Below are 25,640 nucleotides of genomic sequence, written 5' to 3'. Positions count from 1 at the left end.
CTCTTTCTTCTATATAATGGAGTAGGGAATACGCACTTTTTAATTGTAATTCATAAAATTTATTAACCTAATTCATGAAAAAAATATTATTAGTTATTTTTCTCTTTCCTTTATTCAGCTTTGCTCAAGAAACAGTAGAGGGAATAGTGAAAGAAGAAGGAACAAATACACCACTTTTAGGAGCCAACGTGTATTGGTTAGGGACAGAGGTAGGTGTTGTAACCAATTTTGATGGGGAGTTTTCTATTCCTTATAAAAAATCTTATAAAAAACTTGTAGTGAGTTATGTGGGATTTTCTACAGATACTTTAATAGTTAATAACCCTAAAAATAAAATAGATCTAGCATTAAGCCCTACTAGCAATCTTGATGAGGTAAATGTGGTATCAAAAAAGAAAGCCACTTCTAGATCTTACATTGATGCTAAAAATGTAATAAATATTAGTAGTGATGAGTTGCTAAAAGCAGCTTGTTGTAACTTATCAGAAAGTTTTGAAACCAACCCTTCTATAGACGTTAATTTTGCTGATGCTATTTCTGGTACCAGACAAATTAAAATGTTAGGGCTTACAAGTCCGTATATTTTAATTGCTATGGAAAATATTCCTACTGTGAGAGGAGCATCACAAGCTTACGGATTAACTTTTACTCCAGGTACTTGGGTAGAAAGTATACAAATAACCAAAGGAGCAGGAAGTGTTGTAAATGGTTATGAGAGTATTGCAGGTCAAATTAATGCAGAGTTGCAAAAACCTACAAAAGATAATAAATTCTTTTTAAATGTATATGGAGCAAGTAGCCAACGAGTAGAGTTGAATACCCACTATAATACTAAAGTAAGTGAAAAATGGAGCACAGGTATTTATCTTCATGGTAATTCACATCAAGAAAAACACGATGTGAATCATGATAACTTCTTAGATATGCCTATGTATCATCAAATAAATTTAATGAATCGTTGGCAGTATACAGATAATGAAAATGGTATTGTAGGTTTTTTTAATCTAAGAGTGCTTAACGACCATAAACAAACTGGAGAGTTAGATTTTGATCCAGATACAGATAAATTAACAACTAATGCTTGGGGTAGTGAGATAGATACCCAACGTTACGATTTTTCTAGTAAAATAGGCTATGTAAACCCTGATTTACCTTGGCAGAATATGGGATTACAATTTGCGGTAAGTCACCATAATCAAGAATCTTATTTTGGTTTACGTAATTATGATATTGAGCATAACAGCATTTATTCTAATTTTATTTATAGCTCAATCATTAGTGATTCACGCCACAAAATTAAAACAGGTTTAAGTTTTACTTATGATGAGTATGATGAGCAAGTACAAGAAATGTCATACCAACGTAAAGATAACTCGGTAGGTAGTTTTTTTGAATATAATTTTGATAATTTAGAAAAAGTTAATCTAACAGCTGGTTTAAGAGCAGATTATCACAATAGATTAGGTTTCTTTTTAACTCCTCGTGTACATGTAAAATACACTCCTTGGGAAAAATCTGCTTTTAGAGCGTCTATAGGAAGAGGTAAGCGAATTGCTAATATTTTTGCTGAAAATCAAAGTTTATTTTCTACCAATAGGTCTATAAATATTTTAGGTGCTTCTGAAGGAGGGACTTATGGTTTAGATCCAGAAATTGCTTGGAATTATGGAGTGTCTTATCTGCAAGGTTTTAATCTATTTAATAGAAAAGCAGATGTTACGGTTGATTTTTACAGAACAGACTTTACTAATCAAGTAGTGGTAGATTGGGAAAACGCTCAGCAAGTAAGTTTTTATAATTTAGAGCACGATAGCTACGCAAATAGTTTTCAAACAGAAGTAAATTACAATGCTTTTGAGCGTTTTGATATTAGGTTAGCATATAAGTATTATGATATTAAAACCAAGTATTTATCTGGAGAAAAAATAAAGCCACTTACAGCTCAACATCGTTTCTTCACTAACCTTTCTTACGATACTGAAATTAAAAATAATAGTATGTGGAAGTTTGATGTTACTTGTAACTGGTTGGGTAAACAACGTTTTTCTTCTACAGCAGCAAATTCTGTAGAGTTTCAGTTGCCAAATTATTCACCAGAAGTGAATACCATTAATGCGCAAGTAACAAAAGTATTTTCTCCTAAATTTGAAATTTATGTGGGTGGAGAAAACATTACCAATGTAAGACAAGATAGACCTATATTAGGAACTGATAATCCGTTTGGTTCTACCTTTGATAGTACTTTTGTATATGGACCTATCTTTGGAAGTTTATATTACGCAGGGTTACGTTATAAAATTAAATAATTAAAATATAAATAAAGATGAAAAAATTAGTAAGTATTGTATGTTTAATGGTGACAACCATTGTTTTTGCTCAAAATAAAAATGCTAGAACCTCCCTAGAGGTAGATGGTGTTTGTGCGATGTGTAAAGAACGTATCGAAAAAGCAAGTATAAAAACCAAAGGCGTAAAAAGTGCTATTTGGAATGTAGAAACACACGAGTTAAAACTTATTTACAATGAAAAGAAGACAGATTTAGCGACCATAAAAGAAAGCATTTTAGCAGTAGGGCACGATGTGGAAGATTTAAAAGCTACAGATGAAGCTTATCATAGCGTTCACCCTTGTTGTCTTTACCGCGATGAAGAAATAAAAGATGATCATAAAGACGAGGAAAGCAAGTAAGCAGAATAATTAAAAATTTTTAAAAAGCCTTTGAAATTAAATTTTAAGGGCTTTTTTTATTGATAAAATAGAATTTTAAAAAGGTTAATCTTATGTTTTTAATACTTTTTAAATGAAATATTCATTTTTTTAAGTACTTTAGGTGTAATTGTTTTAAAATTAACCAATTAAAATCTAATAGTATGAAACAATTTTACCAACCAACCAACTTAGATGGTGTTTTTTTATTATTTTCTTGTTTTTTAATTTAATAGCTTTTGCTCAAGTTGAATATGAGGAACCTTGTGGTTTTGTAAGGGAAGAAATTAATTTAAACCGAGCAGTATCATCACCTTATTCATATTATATAAGTATTACCTCAACTCAAACCGTAATAAGTAATAATTATATTCTAGATGTAAATACAGGCTCAGTAAACATAGATGTTTCTACTTACCCTAGTGGTAGCATTAACATGTAATAGAGTAATTATAGCTACCAAAAATTTAGTCATTCAATAAAACAAAACCTTATGAAAATATATATAAACCTTTTAAGTCTATTCTTCTGTATTGGTATTACGGCACAAACTACTAGCATACCAGACCAAAATTTTGAGCAATACCTTATCAATCAGAGTATAGATAGTGACGGTGTAATTAATGGGCAAGTATTAACTAGTGATATTAATACTTTGCTCAGTTTACAATTACAATGGGTAGGAAATTTTACTGGATTAGAAGATTTTACGGCTTTAGAAATATTAGAAATATCTGATGTGCCTTTTCAGAATAATAATAATATAACACTAGATTTAACAGCTAATACCAATTTAAAAATTTTAGAAATTTGGACTTATGAGGGATTAAAAAAAATAGACCTAACAGGTTTAGTGAATTTAGAAGAATTAATGGTAATGGAAGGGCAAAATGATGTGGAAACTATGTTTATTGAAGAAATAGATTTAAGCACTAATCCTAATATTACATATCTGTCTACAGGATATTTACAGCATTTAGAGCAAATCAATTTACAAAATGGAAATAATATTAATATGCTAAATATGGAAATTTCTGTCTATAATACTTCTGCTCGCCCTATTTGTATAAAGGTAGATGATGCTACTGCGGCAACAAATAATAATGCTCCTTATAATAGCTGGACACTGTATGGGATTACTCCTAATTTTTATGAACAAGGAGCTTGCACATTAAAAGTAGATCCTCTAAATAAACTAGAAATTGCTTTGTACCCTAACCCTGTACAAAACAGTTTTCAAATAAAAACTTCAGAAAAAGTAGACGAGGTAAGTTTGTTTTCAGTAACAGGTAAAAAAATAGCACACTTTAGTTCACAACAAGATTATGATATTTCTAACTTGCCTGTTGGATTGTATTTTGTAAAAATACAAAGCGCTGAAGGAGAAAGCGTTCAGCGAATTGTTAAAAGGTGATTGTGGTAAATTAAAATGAAATAAGAGTATAAAAAAAGCGACCAATTGGTCGCTTTTTTTGTTTTTGTTATGCTCTAACCGGCTGATTTAAAATTAAATCTAAATAAAGGTTCACTTTATTTTTTAATTCTTTTCTCGCAGTGATAAAATCAAGGAAACCGTGTTCTAGTAAGAACTCAGAACGCTGAAAACCTTCTGGTAAGTCTTTACCTGTAGTGTCTTTTACTACACGTGGACCGGCAAAACCAATTAATGCACCAGGCTCAGAAATATTAATATCTCCTAACATTGCAAAAGATGCCGTAGTACCACCAGTAGTTGGGTCTGTACATAAAGAAATGTATGGTAATTTAGCTTCTGCTAACTGTGCTAGTTTTACAGAAGTTTTTGCCATTTGCATTAATGAGTATACAGCTTCTTGCATTCTTGCTCCTCCAGATTTAGAAATAATCATAAGAGGTAGCTTTTTTTCTATACAATAGTCTGCAGCTCTGGCAATTTTTTCACCTACTACAGATCCCATAGAACCTCCTACAAATCTAAAATCCATACAAACTACTACTAAATCTTTTCCTTTAGATTTACCAACTCCAGTTCTAATAGCATCTTTAAGTCCCGTTTTTTCTTGAGCGTCTTTTAAACGGTCTGGGTACTTTTTGGTGTCTTCAAACTTAAGCGGATCTTTAGAAGTAAGATTCTTATCTAGTTCTTTGTATTTTTTATCGTCAAAAAGAATTTCAAAATACTCTTCACTACCAATTCTTACGTGGTAACCATCTTCTGGACTCACATAAAAATTTTTCTCTAATTGCTCTGCGTCAACAATTTTACCGGTAGGGGATTTGTACCACAAGCCTTTAGGGACATCTTTTTTGTCTTCTGTAGCTGTTTGAATTCCTTTTTTTGTTCTTTTAAACCAAGCCATATGTATTTATTTGGGTAGTAAAAGGTTAACTAATTAAAGACTATTAACATTGTTTAAGTCTTCAAAAGCTTTTTTAAGTCTGTTTTTGAAAGTGATTTCACCTTCTCTTAACCATTTTCTTGGGTCGTAATATTTTTTGTTAGGTAGTTCATCTCCATCAGGGTTACCAATTTGTGTAGCTAAGTAATCTTTGTTAGCTAATACATAATCACGTACACCTTCTGTAAATGCATATTGTAAATCTGTATCAATATTCATTTTAATAACTCCGTAACCAATTGCTTCTCTAATTTCTTCTACAGTAGAACCACTTCCTCCGTGAAAAACAAAATCAATGTGGTTTTCTTCAACTCCGTATTTTTCTGTAATAAACTCTTGAGAGTTTTTAAGAATTTTTGGAGTTAATTTTACGTTACCTGGCTTATAAACACCGTGTACGTTACCAAAAGCAGCAGCAATTGTAAATTGATCACTTACTTTGCTTAATTCTTCGTAGGCGTAAGCTACTTCTTCTGGTTGAGTGTATAATTTAGAAGAGTCTACGTCTGTATTATCTACACCGTCTTCTTCACCACCAGTAATACCTAATTCAATTTCTAAAGTCATTCCCATTTTGCTCATACGCTCTAAGTATGTTTTGCAAATTTCAATGTTTTCTTCAAGTGACTCTTCACTTAAATCAATCATATGAGAGCTGTATAATGGTTTACCGTGCTCTTTGTAAAATTGCTCACCAGCATCTAATAAACCGTCTATCCAAGGTAATAATTTTTTAGCACAATGATCTGTGTGAAGAATCACTGTAGCTCCATAAGCTTTTGCTAAATCATGAACATGCTTTGCTCCAGTTACTCCACCTAAAATTGCTGCTTGTTGGTTTTCATTAGAAAGGCCTTTACCAGCGTTAAAAATAGCACCACCGTTAGAAAATTGAAGGATTACAGGTGAGTTTAATTCTGCAGCAGTTTCCATAACTGCATTGATGGTATCAGAACCAACAACGTTTACCGCAGGTATTGCGTAACCGTTTTCTTTTGCATGATTAAAAATTTCTTGTACTTCTTTTCCGGTAGCAACTCCCGGCTTGATATTATGACTCATGAATTATCTTTTAAATTAAACGAATTACAAAATTAATAAAATAAAATGGGTTAGAAAGGATAATTAATTCCAACATTATAAACAGCATTTGAAAAGTTATATTCTTGAAACCATTTTTGCTTGTTATATGCTGGGTTGTAGGTTTTAAAACCTACATCTAATCTAATTACAAAAAAGCTAAAATCGTATCTAAGTCCGAGACCAGATGATACTGCTAACTCACTTAAATCTGATAGAGAAGTGAATTTAGATTCTTCATCTTCTACATTGTCTAACACATTCCAAATATTACCTGCATCTACAAAAAAAGCACTGTTTAATTGCCCAAATAGGTTAAATCTGTATTCTGCATTAAGGGTAATTTTCATATTAGCTTCATTAAATTCATTGATACCTCCTGTACTACCAGGACCTAAATCATATGCTTGCCAACCTCTATTATCATTTGCTCCTCCTGCAAAAAAACTTCTAGCAAAAGGGATATCATTAGAGTTTCCGTATGGTATTGCTATTCCGCCCAATGCTCTTATGGCTAATACGTTTTGTTGCCCAAGATCCCAATGCTTTATAAAATCTGTTTCTACTTTTCCGTATTGTGAAAATTGTACGCCAAACAGGTTGTAATTGTTACTGCTGTTTTTATCAAAATTAAGTAAAGGTGCAATTAACGATAGTGTGTTACCTGCCATTTCTAGCTTAAGTCTAAATTGCGTAAATTCTTGATCGTAAATATTTTCTCTAGTGTTTTTTATGTAACTAAAACTAGTAGCAAGTATTAAGTTGTCTTGGGTAAGTCTGTCTCTTCTTTCAATAATATCACTTGCAGTCTGGCTTTCGTCTGAAGTTAATGTGTAAACACCATTATTTATATCATTAATAAAAGCTGTTGTCCCATCAGGTATGCTTAAATCTGGTAGATTGTCGTCAGTAGGGTCATCGTCTGTTTCAAAGTATGAAGCGTTTACTTGGTCGTAATTATCTTGTGCAATTTCATTTAATCTGCTAAATGAATTTTCATAAACATTAAAGTAATTTCCTGAGTTTAAATTTCTAACATATTGTAGATCTACTAAGTCTAATTTTTGTGTTAATTCTTGACTAGGATACCATTTGTAATTAAATTTCCCTGTTACATTTTGTTTATCTAAACCTATGTTTTGTTGTGAGCTTACCCCTGCACTAATAGTAGTGAATGGAAACATGGATTTTGGTATAATACCATCTGTATTAATAGGAAAAGCGATTTTAGGGAAAGATAAGTTTACGTCTGCACCAATTTCAGAAATATTAAAAAACTTATCATCACTATCTGCTGCATCTTTAGAAGAACCTATACTTCCTCTTCCTCCAATTTCTAAAGTTTCTGCTCCACCAAAAATATTTCTTATAGATAAGGAACCTCCAAAGCCAATCCCGAAATCTTGAATATTACTTCTAGAAATATCAAAATCATAATTTACTCCAAATTTAGGTTTAGGAGTTAAAAATATATTAGTTATTAAGTTAGTACCAGTACTATCTCTTGGATCTGCCATGTATTGAATATCTGGATATTTAAATATCCCTAGTTGATTCATTCTTCTATAAGTAAGAGATCTGTCTAAGTCGCGGTAAACTTGTCCTTTTTTTATAAATACGGCATCAGCAATGGCTTCTGGCTTGTATTTTAATTCATCAAAACTATAGAGAGTGTACCCTTTATAACTAGCAGAGTCTTTAATTGCGTTATTTCTGTTTTGGTATTTGTAGTCTGTAATAATGTTTACATCACTAATAAAGTGCGCATGGTAAGGTACAGTGTAAGTAGTGTCTTCTTTAGTAATTTGTCTATCTGCAATTACTAAGTCTATATTTACTTGGTGGTCTGTATTAATAGTATCGGCTTCAAAACTTATGTATTCTTGCTCAAAATGGTAAAGACCATTATTTCTAAATAAATTTACAATTCTTTCTCGCTCTGCATTAAATTTATCGGTTTCAAATTGAGCTCCTTTTTTTATAAAAGATTCTTCTTTATGTAATTGATAAATAGAATCTGCTTGTGGTGATGCTATTCTTTCTGATATAGAGTCTAATTTATAAGGTTGATGGGTTTTAATGTAATAATCTACTTTTGCTCGTTTATGTTCTAATTTATTTATTTTGTAATCTGTTTCTGCATTAAACCAACCGTGGTTCCAGTACCAAGCTTTAAGCCTTGTAGAAGAACTTTCAGATTTTTGTTCACTTACTACTACAGGAGCTTCTCCAATTTCTTCTAAATATTTATGTAAACCAACATAAGATTGGCCAATTTGTTCTAATTGTTTTTTAGAAAACCACCTAATTAAACGTTTTTCACGTTTAGGTTTTTTGTGTAGCCAATTGTAAAATAAAGTGTCTGGTTGCGGATTAGCAGCGTTGTAAATGTGTAGTTTTAAAGGGATACCAAATAGAGGTAATTTAGCATTAGGTTCTTGGTAGAGTTGGTCGTAAATCTGTCTAGTGCTAATTTCTTCATTATTTACAAAAATTTTATTTTCTGTTAATAAATGTTGATTGTCTTTAACCTTTTTTACTGCATTACAAGAAATAATGAGCAGTACCAACAGAATAAATGATATTTTTGTAGTTACAGATTTCAAATAAAAAAAATTAAATTTCAAAAATACATCATTTTATGCTTAGCAAAGGCCAAATAAAGTTAATAAACAGCCTATCTCAAAAAAAATATAGACAAAAAAATGCTTTGTTTGTAGCAGAAGGGATTAAAGTGATTAAAGAGCTTTTAAATTCTAACTTTAAATTAGAACGTTTATTTTCTGAAGCAGATATTTTTTTTACTGATAAAAATAAAATTCAGCTATTAGAGCCTAATGAGTTAAAAAAAATTACAAAACTAACCAACTCTCAAACTGCTTTAGCTTTGTTTGAAATCCCTCAAGAACCATCAAAAATCACAGAAGATTTTATAGTGGCTTTAGATGGCGTTAGAGATCCTGGTAATTTAGGTACTATTATTAGACTTTGTGATTGGTTTGGTGTAAAGCAACTTTTATGTTCTGAAGATACAGTAGATTGTTACAACCCTAAAGTAATACAAGCAACCATGGGGTCAATATCTAGAGTAGAAGTTGTATATGGAAATTTAACAGACGAGATTTCTAAATTAAAAATGCCTGTTTATGGCACGTTTATGAATGGCGAAAATATTTATGAAAGTGAAATCTCTTCAAAAGGAATATTAGTTTTAGGTAATGAAGCTAATGGTATTTCGCCTCAAATAGAGCGTTTAGCAACCTCTAAAATATCTATACCACAATTTGGTGAAAATAAAAATACAGAAAGTCTAAACGTAGCAACAGCTACTGCTGTACTTTTAAGTGAATTTAAACGTAGATAATTTTTTAATACTTATGTGACGTATCTTAAATTTTTCATTTATATTTGTTTTTATAATGAAAGATCAAAACGTACATAACTTCTATTTAACTTCAAAAGAAATTTCTTCTTCTGAAGCTACTGCTGTGCTTTTTAGTCTTACAGAAATCCGCTTACGACGTCCCCGCCTAAGGGCGTAATATTTTTTTAGCGAGGTTACGTACCTCTGCATTATTCTCAGGACGATACAATTCAATTTTTTTTAATTTTAAAACTCGATTTTATATGGAGTTTACACTATGTGTGGCAAATGCTAGCCATTATTCTTGGGCTGAAACCATCTGTACTATGATGGAAGAAGCTGCCAAAATTAGAGGTACAGGTATAGCAAAAAGAGCACCAGAATACATACAAAAAAAAATGGCCGAAGGTAAGGCTGTTATTGCTTTTCAAAATGAAAAAGTAATTGGTTTTTGTTATATAGAAAACTGGGAAGGAGAGAAGTACGTAGCCAACTCTGGTCTTATTGTACATCCAGATTTTAGAAATTCTGGACTTGCTAGAGCTATCAAAAAAGCAATTTTTGATTTATCTAAACAAAAATATCCTAATGCTAAACTATTTGGTATAACCACTAGTATGGCTGTCATGAAGATTAATTCAGACTTAGGGTATAGACCAGTTACTTTTTCTGAACTTACTCAAGATGAAACTTTCTGGAAAGGTTGCCAAAGTTGCCGTAATCACGATATTTTACAACGTACAGAGCGTAAAATGTGTTTGTGTACAGGCATGGTGTGCGATTTAAGTAAAATTTCTCAAGCACAAACAGAAATCAATAAAAAAAGAGCTTGGGATAGTTTTAAAACTTTTATGCAAGAAAGAAAGTTGAGACTTCAGAAAAAAGCAAATTTATTTCACTTTAACCATCAAAAAAAATAACTAAAATGAAAAATAATAAAGTAGTACTAGCCTTTAGCGGAGGCCTTGATACTTCCTATTGTGTAAAATATTTAACTCACGAGAAAAATTTAGAAGTTCATTCTGCAATTGTAAACACAGGAGGTTTTTCAGCAGAAGAATTACAAGAAATAGAAGAGAAAGCATATGTTTTAGGGGTAAAGCAACACACAACTCTAGAGCAAACCAATGCGTATTACAATAACATTATCAAGTATTTAATTTTTGGTAATGTGCTAAAAAATAATACTTATCCGCTTTCTGTAAGTGCAGAGCGTATTTATCAAGCCATAGCTTTAGCAGAATACGCAAAAAAAACAGGAGCAAGCTACATTGCTCACGGTAGTACGGGAGCAGGAAACGATCAAATTAGGTTCGATTTAATTTTTCAATTAATTGTACCAGAAATAGAAATTATTACACCTATTAGAGATTTACAACTTTCTAGAAAAGATGAGATAGACTATTTGGCAAAACACGGTTATGAAATTGATTGGAAAAAGGCTCAGTATTCCATCAACAAAGGTTTGTGGGGTACTAGTGTTGGCGGTGCAGAAACTTTAACTTCTCATCAGCCGTTACCAGAAGAAGCTTACCCTAGTCCGTTGCAAGAAAAAGAATCTAAAACTATTTCTATTGAATTTAAAAATGGAGAACCAGTTGGTCTAAACGGAAAAGAACTAACTCCAGTTGCGTGTATACAACAAATAGAAGCGATAGCAAGTAAATATGCTATTGGTAGAGATATTCATGTGGGAGATACCATTATAGGTATAAAAGGAAGAGTTGGCTTTGAGGCCGCAGCTTCTACCTTAATTATTAAAGCACATCATCATTTAGAGAAACATACACTTTCTAAATGGCAACAACATTGGAAAGAACAATTAGGTAATTGGTATGGTATGTTTATACACGAGTCGCAATATTTTGAGCCTGTAATGAGAAATATAGAAACTTTTCTAGAAGAAACTCAGCAGAATGTAAGCGGTACAGTTTTTATAGAACTGCATCCTTACAGATTTGTGATTCAAGGTATAGAGTCTAAGCATGATTTAATGACATCTGATTTTGGAGAATATGGAGAAATGAATAAAAATTGGTCTGGAGACGATGTAAAAGGCTTTACCAAAATTTTAGCCAATTCTATGCAAATTTATAACCACGTAAACAAGAAAAATGATTAAGGTAGGTATTGTAGGTAGTACGGGTTACGTAGCAGGAGAGTTAATAAGATGTTTACAGCATCACCCAAAAGTAGAGGTAGATTTTTTATATAGCCATTCTCAACCAGGAGAATTGGTAGGCTCTATTCACCAAGATTTAGGTTATTTAGATTTACAATTTACAGATCAAGTAAATGCAGAGGTAGATGTATTGTTTTTGTGTCTAGGTCACGGAAATTCTAAAAAGTTTTTAGAAAAATATTCTTTTGCAAAAACTACAAAAATTATCGATTTAAGTAACGATTTTAGATTGAATAAAGATGCAGTTTTTCAAGAAAAAGAATTTGTATATGGTTTAGTTGAAGCTAATAAAGAAAAGATAAAGCAAGCCAAACATATTGCTAATCCAGGTTGTTTCGCTACTGCAATTCAGCTTGCATTATTACCATTGGCTAAAAATGAATTATTAAAAGATGAGCTTCATATTCATGCATTAACAGGTTCTACAGGTGCAGGACAAAAATTAACTGAAACCTCACACTTTAGTTGGAGAAATCAAAATGTATCTATTTATAAAGCTTTTCAGCACCAACATTTAGATGAAATTGGGGAGACGTTAAAAGATTTACAATCAGGTTTTTCTGAAGAAATAAATTTTTTACCGCTAAGAGGAGATTTTACTAGAGGAATTTTTGCTTCAGTTTACACGAAATCTTCTTTAAGTCAAGAAGAATTATTTCAGCATTATAAAACCTATTATCAAGATAGTGAGTTTGTACACGTAACAGAAGAAACTATTAATCTAAAACAAGTAGTAAATACCAATATGGCATTTATTCAGGTACAAAAAATAGATGGCAAGGTTTTAATTACTTCTGTAATAGATAATTTATTAAAAGGAGCGGCTGGCCAAGCCATACAAAATATGAATTTATTATTTGATTTTCCAGAGAATGCGGGACTTCAACTAAAAGCAAATTATTTTTAAAATGAGTTTATTCAACGTATATCCAAGGTTTGCTATCACGCCAACTCACGCAGAAGGAGCTTATGTTTTTGATGAAAATGAGCAAAAATATTTAGACTTATATGGTGGTCACGGGGTAATATCTATAGGTCATTCGCATCCGCATTATGTAGAAAAAATACAGCAACAGGTAGCCAAAATTGGTTTTTACTCTAATTCTATTCAAATGCCATTGCAAGAAGAATTAGCAAAGAAAATTCAGCAATTAAGCGGTTATCAAAATCACGAACTTTTCTTTTGTAATAGTGGGGCAGAAGCTAATGAGAATGCTTTAAAAATAGCTTCTTTTTTTACTGGGAAGAAAAAAATAATAGCTTTTAAAAATAGTTTTCACGGAAGAACTGCTGCAAGTTTAAATGTAACCGATAATGCAAAATTATCTGCTCCGTTAAATGTAGATAATTTTCCAGTAGAATTTTTGTCTTTAAATAATGAAGAAGCGGTGTTATCTGCTTTTAAAAACGATGATGTTGCCGCCGTAATTGTAGAGGGAATTCAAGGAGTAGGAGGTTTAGATATGCCTACAGAAGATTTTCTGAAATTTTTAAAGCAAACATGTGAAAAGCATCAGGCATTATTGATTTTAGATGAAATACAAAGCGGTTATGGTAGAAGCGGAAAGTTTTTTGCACATCAATATGCTAATATAGAAGCAGATCTTGTTACAATGGCAAAAGGTATGGGAAATGGTTTTCCTGTGGCTGGCGTATTAATTCATCCAAAAATTAAAGCTCAATTTGGTATGTTAGGGACCACATTTGGTGGTAATCATCTGGCTTGCGCAGCAGGTTTGGCTGTTTTAGAGGTAATAGAAAAAGAAAATCTTTTAGAAAACGCAATTGCTATAGGTGCTTTTGCAAAAGAAGAATTTGCTAAAATCCCGCAAGTAAAGCAAGTGAAAGGTAAAGGTTTAATGTTAGGGGTAGAGTTTGATTTTCCTATTAAAGAGTTAAGAATTCAATTACTGGAAGAACATAACATTTTTACAGGAGCTTCAGCAAATCCTAATTTATTAAGAATTCTTCCGCCGTTAACTATTCAGCAAAAAGAAATTCTACAATTTACCAATGCTTTAAAAAGCTTATTATCATGAAAAATTTTATTAGTTTAAACAATGTTGATAGTTTAGATGCACTTGTTCAGCTAGCTGCTGAGGTGAAGAAAAATCCGTTTGGTTTTAAAAAACATACAGAAAATAAGACATTAGGTTTATTGTTTTTCAATCCGAGTTTGCGTACCCGTTTAAGCAGTCAAAAAGCAGCTTTTAATTTAGGCATGCAAGTAATGGTGATGAATGTAGATAAAGATGGTTGGGTGTTAGAAATGGAAGATGGTGCGGTAATGAACCAAGGGAAACAAGAGCATATTAAAGAAGCAGCTGCTGTAATTTCTCAATATTGTGATGTGATTGGGGTAAGAACTTTTGCTTCGTTGACAAATAAAGAAGACGATTATGCAGAGGCTTTTTTGAGTAAGTTTATAAAGCACGCTTTGGTTCCTGTAATATCTTTAGAAAGCGCCACTTTACATCCGCTACAATCTCTAGCAGATGTTTTAACTATAGAAGAGCATAAAAAAATAGCAAAACCCAAAGTGGTATTAAGTTGGGCACCGCACCCAAAACCTTTACCGCAAGCGGTACCCAACTCTTTTGCGCAGTGGATAAATGCTACCGATTATGATTTTGTAATTGCAAATCCAGAAGGCTTTGATTTATCTAAAGAGTTTGCAGGAAGTGCAAAGGTTATTCATAACCAAGATGAAGCTTTAAAAGATGCAGATTTTGTATATGCTAAAAACTGGTCTTCTTATCAAAATTATGGTAAATCTGCTCCAGAGTTAACAGATTGGACTATTACTTCTAAGAAAATGAAACTAACACAACAAGCAAAATTTATGCATTGTTTGCCAGTAAGAAGAAACGTAGTGGTTAGTGATGAGGTGTTAGATAGTGATGCTTCTTTAGTTATTGAGCAGGCTAATAACAGAACTTTTTCTGCACAAACGGTACTTTTAAAATTATTGGATTATGAAAACTAAACTGAAAATTGTAAAAATTGGAGGAAATTTAATAGATGATGCTGAAGTTTTAGCAACACTATTAAAAGATTTTTCAGCAATAAAAGAACCAAAAATACTAATTCACGGTGGCGGCAAAATTGCGACGGCAACTAGCAAAAAATTAGGAATTGAGAGCAAACTTGTAGAAGGCAGAAGAATAACCTCTGCAGAAGATTTAGAAGTAATTACAATGGTGTATGCAGGTTTACTTAATAAGAATATAGTTGCTCAATTACAAGCTAATAATTGTAATGCTTTAGGTCTGTCTGGAGCAGATGCTAATTGTGTTCAAGCAAATTTAAGGCATAAAGAACCTGTAGATTATGGTTTTGTAGGAGATGTAAATCATATTAATTCAGCAATAATTCAGCAATTACTTACAGCTCAACTTACTCCTGTTTTTTGCGCTATTAGTCACGATGGTAAGGGGCAGTTACTCAATACAAATGCAGATACAGTTACTGCAGAGATTGCCATTGCTATGAGTAAATATTATGAGGTAGAATTAATGTATTGTTTTGAAAAGAATGGTGTGTTAGAAAATGTAGAAGACGAAAATTCGGTAATTCCGAAAATAAATACTGCAAAATATGAAGCGTTAAAAGCTAATCAGCAAATTCACCAAGGTATGTTACCTAAAATGCAAAATTGTTTTTATGCTTTAAAAAACGGAGTAGCAAATGTGGTAATTGGTAGTTCAAAATTGCTTCAATCAAATTCAACATTATTCACCCAGTTAAGTTTATAAGTTATGAGTATAGAAAAACTTCAAGAAAAAGCATTACATCTGTTACAACAACTTATAGAAACACCATCTTTTTCTGGAGAAGAAGATAAAACTGCATTATTAATAGAAGCGTGGTTACATCAATTTAATATTGAAACTAATAGAACTAAAAATAATATTTGGGCAACCAATAAATATTTTGACGAGCAAAAGCCAACGGTTTTATTAAACTCGCATCACGATACGGTAAAACCAAATAAAGCATATACAAATAATCCATTTGAAGCAGAAATTAAAGATGGTAAGTTGTTTGGTTTAGGCAGTAATGATGCTGGTGGTTGTTTGGTTTCTCTGTTAAGTTTATTTGTTTATTATTATGAACAAGAAAATTTAAAATACAATATAGTAATTGCTGCTACTGCAGAAGAAGAAAGTTCTGGTTCCAACGGTTTAAATAGTTTGTTGGCAGAATTACCAGCAATAGATTTTGCTGTCGTTGGTGAACCTACGCAAATGCAATTGGCAGTAGCAGAAAAAGGTTTACTGGTAATAGATGGTTATGCACCAGGTATTGCAGGACACGCGGCACACGAGAATACAGATAATGCCATTTATAACGCGTTGGAAGATATTTTATGGATTAAAAACTATGAGTTTTCTAAAGTCTCTAAAACTTTAGGAAAAGTAAAAATGAATGTTACGCAGATAAATGCAGGAGAGCAACACAATGTAGTGCCAGCAACTTGTCATTTTGTAATAGATGTTAGAATAACAGATAAATATAGCAATAAGGAGATTTTTAAGTTTTTGCAAGAAAACACCAAATCTGAATTGAAGGCACGTTCATTTAGGTTAAATTCTTCATCAATTCCGTTAGATCATCCTATTGTTATAGCAGGAGTTGAGTTAGGTAGAGAAACCTATGGTTCGCCTACACTATCAGATCAAGCAGTATTAAGTTGCCCTTCTTTAAAATTGGGGCCAGGAGATTCTACTCGCTCTCATAGTGCAGATGAGTATATTTATGTAGATGAAGTAAAAGAAGGAATTCAGCTTTATGTTGAATTATTTTCTAAAATACTTTATTAGAATTTATTAAAATAAACAAACCAACACACTTAAAAATAGTAAGATGAAACTTTGGGATAAGGGATATACCGTAAATAATATAGTAGATAAATTTACCGTAGGTAAAGATAGAGTGTTAGATCTTCAATTAGCAAAATATGATGTTTTGGGGAGTAAAGCACACGCTAAAATGCTTCAAAAAATAGAAATATTATCTGAAGAAGAATTAAAAAATTTATTAATAGCTCTAGATGAAATTGAAAAAACAATAGATGAAGGTACCTTTACTATAGAAGAAGAATTTGAAGATGTACACAGTAAAGTAGAGCATATTTTAGTAGAGAAATTAGGCGATACGGGTAAAAAAATACACACTGCAAGATCTAGAAACGATCAAGTCTTGGTAGATTTACATTTGTACGCTAAAGATCAAATTACAGAAATAAAGAAACTTACTCAGCAATTATTTAATACTTTATTAGAGTTAGCAGAAAAGCATAAAGAAATTATTATTCCAGGGTATACGCACTTACAAGTAGCAATGCCCTCTTCATTTGGGTTGTGGTTTTCTGGTTATGCAGAAAGTTTGATAGATGATGTAATTATGCTGAATGCTGCATACAAAATTGCAGATCAAAATCCGTTAGGTTCTGCAGCAGGTTATGGTAGCTCTTTTCCTATAGATAGAAAAATGACTACAGAGTTATTAGGTTTTAATACCTTAAAATATAATGTTACAGCTGCACAAATGAGCAGAGGTAAGCTAGAAAAGACCGTAGCTTTTGCTTTAGCATCAGTATCTGGAACCTTAGCTAAATTTGCTTCAGATGTATGTTTGTATATCAATCAAAACTTCAACTTCATTAGTTTTCCGAAGGAATTAACTACGGGATCTAGTATTATGCCTCACAAGAAAAATCCGGATGTTTTTGAGCTAATTAGAGCAAAATCTAATAAAATACAGCAATTACCATCAGAAATAATGATGATTACAAATAATTTGCCTAGTGGTTATCATAGAGATTTTCAGTTGTTAAAAGAAAATTTTATGGAAGGTATCGAGCTGATGAAAGATAATTTAGAGGTAACTAATTTTATGTTACAGCATATAGAAGTAAACACCTCTATAGTAGAAGATAGTAAGTATGACTATCTCTACAGTGTAGAAGAAGTAAATAAATTAGTAATGAATGGTTCTTCGTTTAGAGATGCTTACCGAGAAGTAGGTAAGCAAATTATGGATGGTGATTTTACAGGAGATAGAGCTGTTAATCACACGCACGAAGGTAGCCTTGGTAATCTTTGTTTAGAAGAGATTAAAACAAAATTTAAAAATATTATTGAAATGTAAAGTTGATAAATATACCTCTTGTAGACATTTTATCTATATTACCTGTATATGCGCTATTTGGATCGACATCTCTTTTAAGCTCGTCATTTAGCGCAAATACGCCTCTAATAGATGGTGTAAATTTAAAGAACATTAGGTATAAATCTATACCAAAACCTACTTCATAATAGTAGGTGTTTTTCATCATTCTAAATTCACCAGAGCTATTATCATCTGGGTTATCTTGGTTACTAGATAAATTGAAAGAAGTAGATACCCCTCCTACAATAAACGGCTTAAAATTATTTATTCTTTTAGTAGAAAATTTTAATAATAGCGGGATGTGAACATAAGTAGATTTAACTTCTCTAAAATTATCTTCTGTAAGTTCTGGGTAAGTTAAATTTCTGCTGGCAAAAACAACACCTGGCTCTAATCTTATATCAAAGTAATCGTTAATACGTAAATTACCAACTAGCCCAACATTAAATCCCATACTTTTATCTACCAAAACATCTTCAGACGGATGGTCTTTGTAATCAAATTTAAAGTCATAAGAGTTAAACCCTAAATAGTAACCCCACGATAATCTAGCTTTATCAAAGTTTTCAAGGTTTCTTATTTTTTCTTTAGTAAAAAGTTGAGCTTGTGTTTGTTGATACCCAAAAAGTAAGACTAAAATTAAAACTATTCTCTTCATACAATTATTTTGAAGCCGTATAAATGGTGGCTACCCCAAAAGTTTGAGGCTTATCGTTTACATTTATAAACCCAATTTTCTTTAAAATATTGTTGAATTTTTCTCCGTAAGGAAAAACAGCAGCACTATCACTTAAATATTTGTAGGCAACCTTATCTTTAGAAAATAGTTTTCCAATAGTTGGTAATACCAATTTACAGTGTATTTTATACCCTTGCTTAAAAGGGAATTTAGTAGGTACAGAAGTTTCTAAAACCACAAAAACACCACCAGGCTTTAATACTCTATATATTTCTTGAAGTCCATTTTCAAGCGTTTCAAAATTTCTAACACCAAACGCAACGGTAATAGCATCAAAACTGTTATCTTCAAAAGGTAAATTTTCAGAATCTCCTTGAATCATTTCAATTTTTCCAGATAGAGAAGAGTCTTCAATTTTCTTTCTACCTACGCTAAGCATACCTTCAGATAAATCTAGGCCAATAACCTTAGGTACTCCCGCTTGAGCCAAACTTATAGCTAAATCACCAGTACCTGTAGCAATATCTAAAGCACTTTCTGGTTTTTTATCTGTTACAAGCTGAATTACTTTTTTTCTCCAAGAAGTGTCAATACCAAATGAAATTACGCGGTTTAAACCATCATAATTTTCAGAAATATTATCAAACATCTGCTCTACCTGCTTTTTTTTAGTAAGGGTAGAGTCTTTATAAGGAATCACTTTTTTAGACATAGCAAAAATTTCTACAAAGATAAGATTTATGTATTAGATATAACTTCATCATTTAAAAAATTGCTTCCTAAGCATTTATCTCATATTTGTAAAATAACCTATATTTGCTTCACTTTGAAAAATTTCATCTTAATATGAAAATAATTATTGCAGGAGCTGGAGAAGTGGGATTTCATTTAGCAAAATTACTTTCTTTTGAGTCTCAAGATATTACCTTAATAGATCCAGATAAAAACAATCTAGAGTATGCAGATACACACCTAGATATTAGAACTATTAAGGGAGACGCTACTTCTATTCAAGTTTTACATGACGCCCATATAAATGGAGTAGATTTATTAATTAGTGTAACTTCTAGTGAGACAACTAATATTACCGTGTGTGTATTAGCTAAACAATTAGGGGCTAAACGTACGGTGGCTAGAATTTCTAACACAGAATTTTTAGAAAATAAAGATGAAATAGGTTTTAAGCGTTTTGGAATAGATGAGTTAATTTCACCAGAGGCATTAGCCGCTAAAGAAATTAAGCTTCTTCTAAGTCAATCTGCCTTTAACGATACTTTTCAATTTGAAGACGGAGCCTTAACTATGGTAGGTTTTAAATTGTCTAAAAACTCTTCTTTCGTAGGAAAAAGCATAAGAGAGGCCGCAGAAATTTATCCGAAAATACATTTTGTACCTATAGCAATTCAGCGTTTTAGTACACAATATACCTTAATACCAAGAGGAGATACCCAATTTAGAGAGGGAGATCAAGTGTATTTTGTTACCACACAAGATGGAGTAGAAGAACTATTTAAACTAACAGGAAAAGTAAAACAAGAGATTAAAAATATTATGATTCTTGGTGGTAGTAAAATAGGAAAAAAGACTGCCAAGCATCTTAGTGAAGCTAAATTTAATGTTAAGCTTATAGAAAGTGATAAAGAGAAAGCATTTGATTTAGCAGACGAATTACCTAAAGTTTTGGTAATAAATGGTGATGGTAGAAATGTAGAGCTGTTAGAAGAAGAGAATATACAAGATATGGATGCATTTATTGCGTTAACAGGTAATTCTGAAACTAATATCATGTCTTCTTTAGTAGCAAAATCAAAAACTGTTAGAAAAACAATCGCTTTAGTTGAAAATATGGATTATTTTCAACTAAGTCATTCTATAGGTATTAATACGCTAATCAATAAAAAACTTCTTGCCGCTAATAATATATTTAGATATGTAAGAAAAGGAGAAGTGGTAGCAATGACCAAGCTGACCAACATGAATGCAGAGTTATTAGAATTTATTGTAAATAAATCTTCTAAAGTGTGCGGCAAAAAAATAATAGATGTAGACTTGCCTAGATCTTCTATTATAGGTGGAGTAATAAGAGAGGGGCAAGGAATTATTGCACTAGGAGATTTTAAAATAGTAGAAGGAGACCGTGTAGTGGTTTGTTGTTTACCAAGATCTATTAAAAGAGTAGAAAAACTGTTTTTATAATGCCGAAACTAAACTATAGAATTATTTTGCACATTATGGGGCTTCTGTTAGTTTGTAACGGAGGGTTTATGATTTTTGCTTCTTTAGTAAGTTGGTATTATGCAGATGGAGTTACTGTGCAAATTACGGGTGCAGCAATTACTACCATGCTTGTAGGGGTAGGGCTTATGTTTTTTACTCGCCACCACCGTAAAGAAATGAAAAAACGAGAAGGTTATATTATTGTAACTTTTGGTTGGGTTTTTATGACCTTAAGCGGAATGTTACCTTATCTTTTTTCTGAAAGTATACCTACCGTAACTAATGCTTTTTTTGAAACCATGTCTGGTTACACCACCACAGGAGCTACTATTTTAAACGATATTGAAGTAGTGCCTAAAGGTATTTTGTTTTGGCGAAGTTTAACCCACTGGATAGGTGGAATGGGGATTATTGTATTGGCGGTAGCTATTTTGCCACTTTTAGGAATTGGTGGAATGCAATTATTTGCAGCAGAAGCTCCAGGGCCAAGTGCAGATAAGTTAAAACCAAGAATTACAGATACCGCTAAAAGACTTTGGTTTATATACGTAGGCTATACATTTGCAGAAACTATACTGTTAAAAGTAGCCGGAATGAGCTTTTTTGATGCTATTAATCATGCGTTAAGTACACTTTCTACAGGAGGTTTTTCTACTAAAAATGCTAGTGCTGCCTATTGGAATGACCAGCCAATCATTCAGTATATATTAATATTGTTTATGTTCTTAGCAGGTACAAACTTTGTATTGAGTTACTTTAGTTTTAAAGGAAAAATACAAAAAGTACTTCATGACGAGGAATTTAAATGGTACTGTATTTTTGTATTCGGGTTTACGGCAATTGCAGCTGTTTTAGTCTATTATCAAGCAGATGTAGGTCTTTCTTCTATAGCGCATCCTATGGTTTGGGGAGAAGCAGAAAGTGCTTTTCGTCATGCATTATTTCAAGTGTTAACCGTAATTACTACTACAGGATTTGTATCGGCAGATTTTAGTTTGTGGACGCCTTTTTTAACTATATTTTTCTTCGGAATGTTTTTCTTGGGTGGTTCTGCAGGTTCAACCTCTGGAGGAGTAAAAGTGGTAAGACATATTATAATGATTAGAAACGGTATTACAGAGTTTAAAAGAACTCTGCACCCAAATGCTGTTTTACCTGTTCGTTATAACGGAAGAAGTATTAAAGGCGAGATTGTTTTTAATATACTAGGATTCTTTATTTTATACATGTTAGCATTTATAATTGGAGCTATTGGTTTAGCCTCTTTGGGGTTAGATTTTCCTACTTCTATAGCAGGAGCAGCTTCATCTTTAGGTAATATTGGTCCGGCGTTAGGAGCTTTAAGTCCTGTAAATAATTTTGATGTATTGCCACCTGCAGGTAAATGGTGGTGTTCTTTTTTAATGTTAATTGGTAGATTAGAGCTATTTACAGTATTAATTATACTAACCCCATTCTTTTGGAGAAATAGATAAATATGCGTTATATTTTTACTTTGTTATTATTTGTTTTTGTGAATACGCAAGCGCAAATAATTACAGGAGTTGTAAAAGATAGCATTACTATGGAAGCATTGCCTTATGTGAATATAACATTGTTAAATTCAGATAAAGGGGCAAGCACAAATACGGATGGTGAATTTAAATTGAATTTATCGGAAGAAAATAAAAACGATACATTACTTGTATCGTTTTTGGGTTATAAACCTAAAATTATTCCTATAAAAGCTATAAATAAACAATTTATAACTGTTACTCTTCAGAAGCAAATAGCAGAAATAGAAGAGGTTCAATTAAAAGTAAAAAAAGCAAAATATACTTCAGAAAAGAAAGCAGGTTTACAAAGAAATGGTGACATAAGGGTTGCGTCTGCTTACGGTTTAGAAGAATGTGTTTTAATTAAAAATGAAAAAAAACGTTCTGGAAAACTAACTGATGTTTATCTTTATTTTAAAAAGAATTCTTCTAGAAATAAAAAGTGGCAAAGTAATCAAGCTCATTTTTTAATCAAATTTTATAGGTATGACGAAGAGAAGAGAATACCAGGAGAACTTCTAAATGTAAAACCCATACTCATAAAGCCAGAAAATAAAAAAGCTACGGTAAAATTAGAGGTAGAAGGTTTAAATATATTGTTCCCTAAACAAGGTATTTGCGTAGGTATAGAAACAGTAAAGCCAGCAGATGTGGTTACAGGGAAAACTATGGCTTCAACTTATCCTTATCAGGTTTACACACATTCTAAAGAACCATTAAGTTGGGGAAGCTACCGAGGTAAACCTTGGAAGAAAAAGCGTAGGTTGTCTTATTTTAAAAAAAATATGTATAGCATACCTTTAGTTAAATTGAATGTAAAATATAAAAAATAAACCGTCACAACTGTAACGGCTTATTTTTTATATAAAAGAAAACTAATTTGTATAACTAGTAACCTAAATTAAGCTAAAGCTTCTTTTATTTGTTTAATAGCATCTGTGATATTTTCTTCACTTGCTGCGTAAGAAATTCTAATACAATTAGGGTTACCAAAAGCTTCACCGGTAACCGTAGCTACGTTTGCTTCTTCTAGTAAAAACATAGAAAGATCTGTAGCATTGTTAATTTTTACTCCTTTAAAAGTTTTCCCGAATAGGGCAGAAACATTAGGGAATACATAAAAAGCACCTTCTGGCTCATTACATTGAAAACCGTCTATTTCACTTAATAAATTTAAGATTAAAGTTCTACGTTCTTTAAACTTATCTATCATGTATTGTATTTTACTTACTGGAGCCTTTAAAGCTGTAATGGTTGCTCTTTGTGCAATACAATTTGCTCCACTAGTAATTTGCCCTTGAATTTTATTACAAGCTCTAGCAATATAAGTAGGAGCTCCAATGTAACCAATACGCCATCCCGTCATTGCAAAAGCTTTAGATACACCATTTACAGTAACAGTTCTTTCTTTCATATCTTCAAACTCAGCCATAGAAGCGTGACCACCAACAAAGTTAATATGTTCGTAAATCTCGTCACTAACTACAATTATTTGTGGGTGCTTTTGTAATACGTCTGCTAAAGCTCTTAACTCTTCTTTACTATATAAGGAACCACTTGGGTTACAAGGTGAGCTATACCATAGCATTTTTGTTTTAGGAGTAATAGCAGCTTCTAATTGCTCTGGAGTCATTTTAAAATCATTCTCAATAGAAGTTTGTACTTCTACCGGAGTACCTTCTGCAATTTTTACAATATCACGGTAACTTACCCAGTAAGGGCATGGTAAAATTACTTCATCTCCAGGGTTAAGCATTACCATTGCTACATTAGCTAAAGATTGTTTAGCACCTGTAGAAACAACTATTTGAGAAGGGTTATATGTAAGATTATTATCTCTTTGAAATTTTTCTATGATAGCTTCTTTTAACTCAGCATAACCATCTACAGGTGTGTAAGAGTTATAATTATCATTAATTGCTTGTATAGCAGCTTCTTTTATAAAATCTGGTGTATTAAAATCTGGTTCACCTAAGCTTAAACCAATAATGTTTTTCCCTTCAGCTTTTAATTCTCTGGCTTTTGCTGCCATTGCTAAAGTAGCAGAAGTTTCTAGCTTGTTAATTCTTTCAGATAATTGTTCTTGCATGGTTTTTCAAAAAAAAGTTTAGTTAAACAGCTACGGCTGGTTTTGTTCCCATTTCTTTTAAATGTCTGAAATGAGCCATAATAGCTGCTCTAGTAGTTTTATATTCGTGATATGGTAAATTAAATTCGTTAGCAGTTTCTTTTACTATCTTAGAAATTTTTCCGTAGTGAATATGACTAATATTCGGGAAAATATGGTGTTCTACTTGATGGTTTAAACCTCCAGTAAACCAGTTTACAATTTTATTTTTTGTAGAGAAATTTACTGTTGTAAATAATTGGTGAATAGCCCAAGTATTTTTCATTGTTCCTTTATCATCAGGTAAAGGCATTTCTGTATGTTCAACTACGTGAGCTAATTGAAAGACAATACTTAAAATTAAACCTGCAGTATAATGCATGATAAAAAAGCCTAATAAAATTTTCCACCAAGAAATTTGTAAAAATATCATAGGAATAACAATCCAAATAGCCACATATAGAGCTTTGGTAATTGCAAGAGTACTCCATTGTTTAATTGGGCTAGGTAATTTACCGTAAGCTAATTTTCTTTTTAAATAACGTCTAGTTTGTTTAAAATCTGTAGTTAATACCCAGTTAAAAGTAAGTAGACCGTATAAAAAGATTGAGTAATAGTGTTGAAATTTATGAAATCTTCTCCATTGAGAATGTTCACTAAATCTAATAATTCTACCAGCTTCTAAATCTTCGTCGTGACCGTGAATGTTAGTGTAGGTATGGTGAAGTACATTGTGTTGTACTTGCCAGTTGTATACATTTCCTGCTAATATATACATACTACCACCCATTATTTTATTTACCCATTTTTTAGAAGAATAAGCACCATGATTACCATCGTGCATCACATTCATCCCAACTCCGGCCATACCAATACCCATTACTACGGTTAAAAGTAGCATCCACCATTGAGAAATGTCTAAAGTTAGAATTAAAAAATATGGAGTTAAAAAAAGAGAAAACATGATAATGGTCTTTAAATGAAGCTTCCAATTACCAGTTCTTGGTATATTATTCTCTTTAAAATAACTATTTACGCGTTTATTTAATGTTCTAAAGAATTTTGCTGAATCTACTCTAGAAAATTTTATAGGGGATTGTGTCATTATTATTTCTACTTAAATATTGCCAAAGTTAAAAATTAATCAGTTTAAAACTGTCTTAAGTTTCATAAAGATTTGATTTAATTACTTTAAAACGAATTATAGATTAGATTTA

General features: G+C 31.9%; 23 protein-coding genes. 16 read left to right on the top strand and 7 right to left on the bottom strand.

Annotated features, from left to right (window positions below):
* Window positions 1–74 precede the first annotated feature (74 nt).
* The 4 genes from BUC03_RS01445 to BUC03_RS01430 all read left to right on the top strand — a co-directional run bounded on the left by BUC03_RS01445 (window position 75) and on the right by BUC03_RS01430 (window position 4,121).
* Entirely contained in the window at window positions 75–2,306 is a 2,232-nt protein-coding gene (locus BUC03_RS01445; protein ID WP_073147489.1) for a TonB-dependent receptor, read from the top strand.
* Between the two features lie 17 nt (window positions 2,307–2,323).
* On the top strand, window positions 2,324–2,689 hold the full coding sequence (locus BUC03_RS01440) for a heavy-metal-associated domain-containing protein (RefSeq protein WP_073147487.1): 366 nt from the start codon (window positions 2,324–2,326) through the stop codon (window positions 2,687–2,689).
* A 235-nt stretch (window positions 2,690–2,924) separates the two neighbouring features.
* Window positions 2,925–3,149 (top strand): hypothetical protein, encoded by a 225-nt coding sequence (locus BUC03_RS01435; RefSeq protein WP_073147485.1) that lies wholly within the window; start codon window positions 2,925–2,927, stop codon window positions 3,147–3,149.
* 51 nt (window positions 3,150–3,200) lie between these two features.
* Window positions 3,201–4,121, top strand: a complete 921-nt coding sequence (locus BUC03_RS01430; RefSeq protein ID WP_073147483.1) for a T9SS type A sorting domain-containing protein — start codon at window positions 3,201–3,203, stop codon at window positions 4,119–4,121.
* A 67-nt stretch (window positions 4,122–4,188) separates the two neighbouring features.
* On the opposite strand, the gene accD is transcribed toward BUC03_RS01430, so the two are convergent.
* From accD to tamL, 3 genes are read right to left on the bottom strand one after another with little or no spacing between them, the layout of a single operon-like run.
* The gene (gene accD / locus BUC03_RS01425) at window positions 4,189–5,046 is read right to left on the bottom strand and encodes an acetyl-CoA carboxylase, carboxyltransferase subunit beta (RefSeq protein ID WP_073147482.1); all 858 of its coding nucleotides are present in this window, start codon (window positions 5,044–5,046) and stop codon (window positions 4,189–4,191) included.
* Window positions 5,047–5,079: 33 nt separating this feature from the next.
* Window positions 5,080–6,147, bottom strand: a complete 1,068-nt coding sequence (gene fbaA / locus BUC03_RS01420) for a class II fructose-bisphosphate aldolase (protein ID WP_073147480.1) — start codon at window positions 6,145–6,147, stop codon at window positions 5,080–5,082.
* Window positions 6,148–6,197: 50 nt separating this feature from the next.
* Complete coding sequence (tamL, locus tag BUC03_RS01415) at window positions 6,198–8,792, bottom strand: translocation and assembly module lipoprotein TamL (protein WP_234971589.1); 2,595 nt, start codon at window positions 8,790–8,792, stop codon at window positions 6,198–6,200.
* A gap of 14 nt (window positions 8,793–8,806) precedes the next feature.
* Here tamL and BUC03_RS01410 point away from each other — a divergent pair, with 14 nt between their 5' ends.
* From BUC03_RS01410 to argH, 9 genes are all read left to right on the top strand, one after another.
* Window positions 8,807–9,529 (top strand): TrmH family RNA methyltransferase, encoded by a 723-nt coding sequence (locus BUC03_RS01410; protein ID WP_073147478.1) that lies wholly within the window; start codon window positions 8,807–8,809, stop codon window positions 9,527–9,529.
* Window positions 9,530–9,792: 263 nt separating this feature from the next.
* Window positions 9,793–10,449, top strand: coding sequence for a GNAT family N-acetyltransferase (locus tag BUC03_RS01405; protein ID WP_073147476.1), 657 nt, complete (start codon window positions 9,793–9,795; stop codon window positions 10,447–10,449).
* Window positions 10,450–10,454: 5 nt separating this feature from the next.
* Window positions 10,455–11,651 (top strand): argininosuccinate synthase, encoded by a 1,197-nt coding sequence (gene argG / locus BUC03_RS01400; protein WP_073147474.1) that lies wholly within the window; start codon window positions 10,455–10,457, stop codon window positions 11,649–11,651.
* Window positions 11,644–12,618: an N-acetyl-gamma-glutamyl-phosphate reductase gene (gene argC / locus BUC03_RS01395; protein WP_073147472.1), complete on the top strand. Its 975-nt coding sequence runs from the start codon at window positions 11,644–11,646 to the stop codon at window positions 12,616–12,618. Before argG ends, argC begins: the two co-directional genes overlap by 8 nt.
* Before the next feature lies 1 nt (window position 12,619).
* Complete coding sequence (locus tag BUC03_RS01390; protein ID WP_073147470.1) at window positions 12,620–13,750, top strand: aspartate aminotransferase family protein; 1,131 nt, start codon at window positions 12,620–12,622, stop codon at window positions 13,748–13,750.
* Window positions 13,747–14,697, top strand: coding sequence for an N-acetylornithine carbamoyltransferase (locus BUC03_RS01385; protein WP_073147468.1), 951 nt, complete (start codon window positions 13,747–13,749; stop codon window positions 14,695–14,697). Before BUC03_RS01390 ends, BUC03_RS01385 begins: the two co-directional genes overlap by 4 nt.
* On the top strand, window positions 14,687–15,466 hold the full coding sequence (argB, locus tag BUC03_RS15270) for an acetylglutamate kinase (protein ID WP_073147466.1): 780 nt from the start codon (window positions 14,687–14,689) through the stop codon (window positions 15,464–15,466). The genes BUC03_RS01385 and argB overlap by 11 nt, the downstream gene beginning before the upstream one ends.
* A 3-nt stretch (window positions 15,467–15,469) precedes the next feature.
* On the top strand, window positions 15,470–16,534 hold the full coding sequence (locus tag BUC03_RS15265; protein ID WP_073147464.1) for a M20 family metallo-hydrolase: 1,065 nt from the start codon (window positions 15,470–15,472) through the stop codon (window positions 16,532–16,534).
* Between the two features lie 43 nt (window positions 16,535–16,577).
* Window positions 16,578–17,864, top strand: a complete 1,287-nt coding sequence (gene argH / locus BUC03_RS01370; RefSeq protein ID WP_073147462.1) for an argininosuccinate lyase — start codon at window positions 16,578–16,580, stop codon at window positions 17,862–17,864.
* Here argH and porT read toward each other — a convergent pair.
* A complete protein-coding gene (gene porT / locus BUC03_RS01365; protein ID WP_073147460.1) occupies window positions 17,851–18,543 on the bottom strand; it encodes a type IX secretion/gliding motility protein PorT/SprT in 693 nt (230 codons plus the stop codon). The genes argH and porT overlap by 14 nt on opposite strands.
* 4 nt (window positions 18,544–18,547) lie before the next feature.
* Window positions 18,548–19,276 (bottom strand): bifunctional demethylmenaquinone methyltransferase/2-methoxy-6-polyprenyl-1,4-benzoquinol methylase UbiE, encoded by a 729-nt coding sequence (gene ubiE / locus BUC03_RS01360; RefSeq protein WP_073147458.1) that lies wholly within the window; start codon window positions 19,274–19,276, stop codon window positions 18,548–18,550.
* Between the two features lie 134 nt (window positions 19,277–19,410).
* On the opposite strand from ubiE, the gene trkA reads away from it, so the two are divergent.
* From trkA to BUC03_RS01345, 3 genes are read left to right on the top strand one after another with little or no spacing between them, the layout of a single operon-like run.
* A complete protein-coding gene (gene trkA, locus BUC03_RS01355; protein ID WP_073147456.1) occupies window positions 19,411–20,760 on the top strand; it encodes a Trk system potassium transporter TrkA in 1,350 nt (449 codons plus the stop codon).
* Window positions 20,760–22,256, top strand: coding sequence for a TrkH family potassium uptake protein (locus BUC03_RS01350; protein WP_073147454.1), 1,497 nt, complete (start codon window positions 20,760–20,762; stop codon window positions 22,254–22,256). The genes trkA and BUC03_RS01350 overlap by 1 nt, the downstream gene beginning before the upstream one ends.
* 2 nt (window positions 22,257–22,258) lie before the next feature.
* Window positions 22,259–23,149 carry a carboxypeptidase-like regulatory domain-containing protein gene (locus BUC03_RS01345; RefSeq protein ID WP_073147452.1) on the top strand — a complete coding sequence of 297 codons (891 nt, stop codon included), beginning with the start codon at window positions 22,259–22,261 and terminating at the stop codon, window positions 23,147–23,149.
* A gap of 68 nt (window positions 23,150–23,217) precedes the next feature.
* Here BUC03_RS01345 and BUC03_RS01340 read toward each other — a convergent pair whose 3' ends face one another.
* Window positions 23,218–24,405: a pyridoxal phosphate-dependent aminotransferase gene (locus tag BUC03_RS01340; protein WP_073147450.1), complete on the bottom strand. Its 1,188-nt coding sequence runs from the start codon at window positions 24,403–24,405 to the stop codon at window positions 23,218–23,220.
* Window positions 24,406–24,427: 22 nt separating this feature from the next.
* A complete protein-coding gene (locus BUC03_RS01335) occupies window positions 24,428–25,528 on the bottom strand; it encodes a fatty acid desaturase family protein (RefSeq protein ID WP_073147448.1) in 1,101 nt (366 codons plus the stop codon).
* Between the last annotated feature and the right edge of the window lie 112 nt (window positions 25,529–25,640).

It is taken from the genome of Mesonia phycicola, from assembly GCF_900141885.1.
GTDB classification, from domain to species: domain Bacteria; phylum Bacteroidota; class Bacteroidia; order Flavobacteriales; family Flavobacteriaceae; genus Mesonia; species Mesonia phycicola.
The sequence above is the reverse complement of the archived record's forward strand: the minus strand, read 5'-3'. Positions and strand labels throughout refer to the sequence as shown.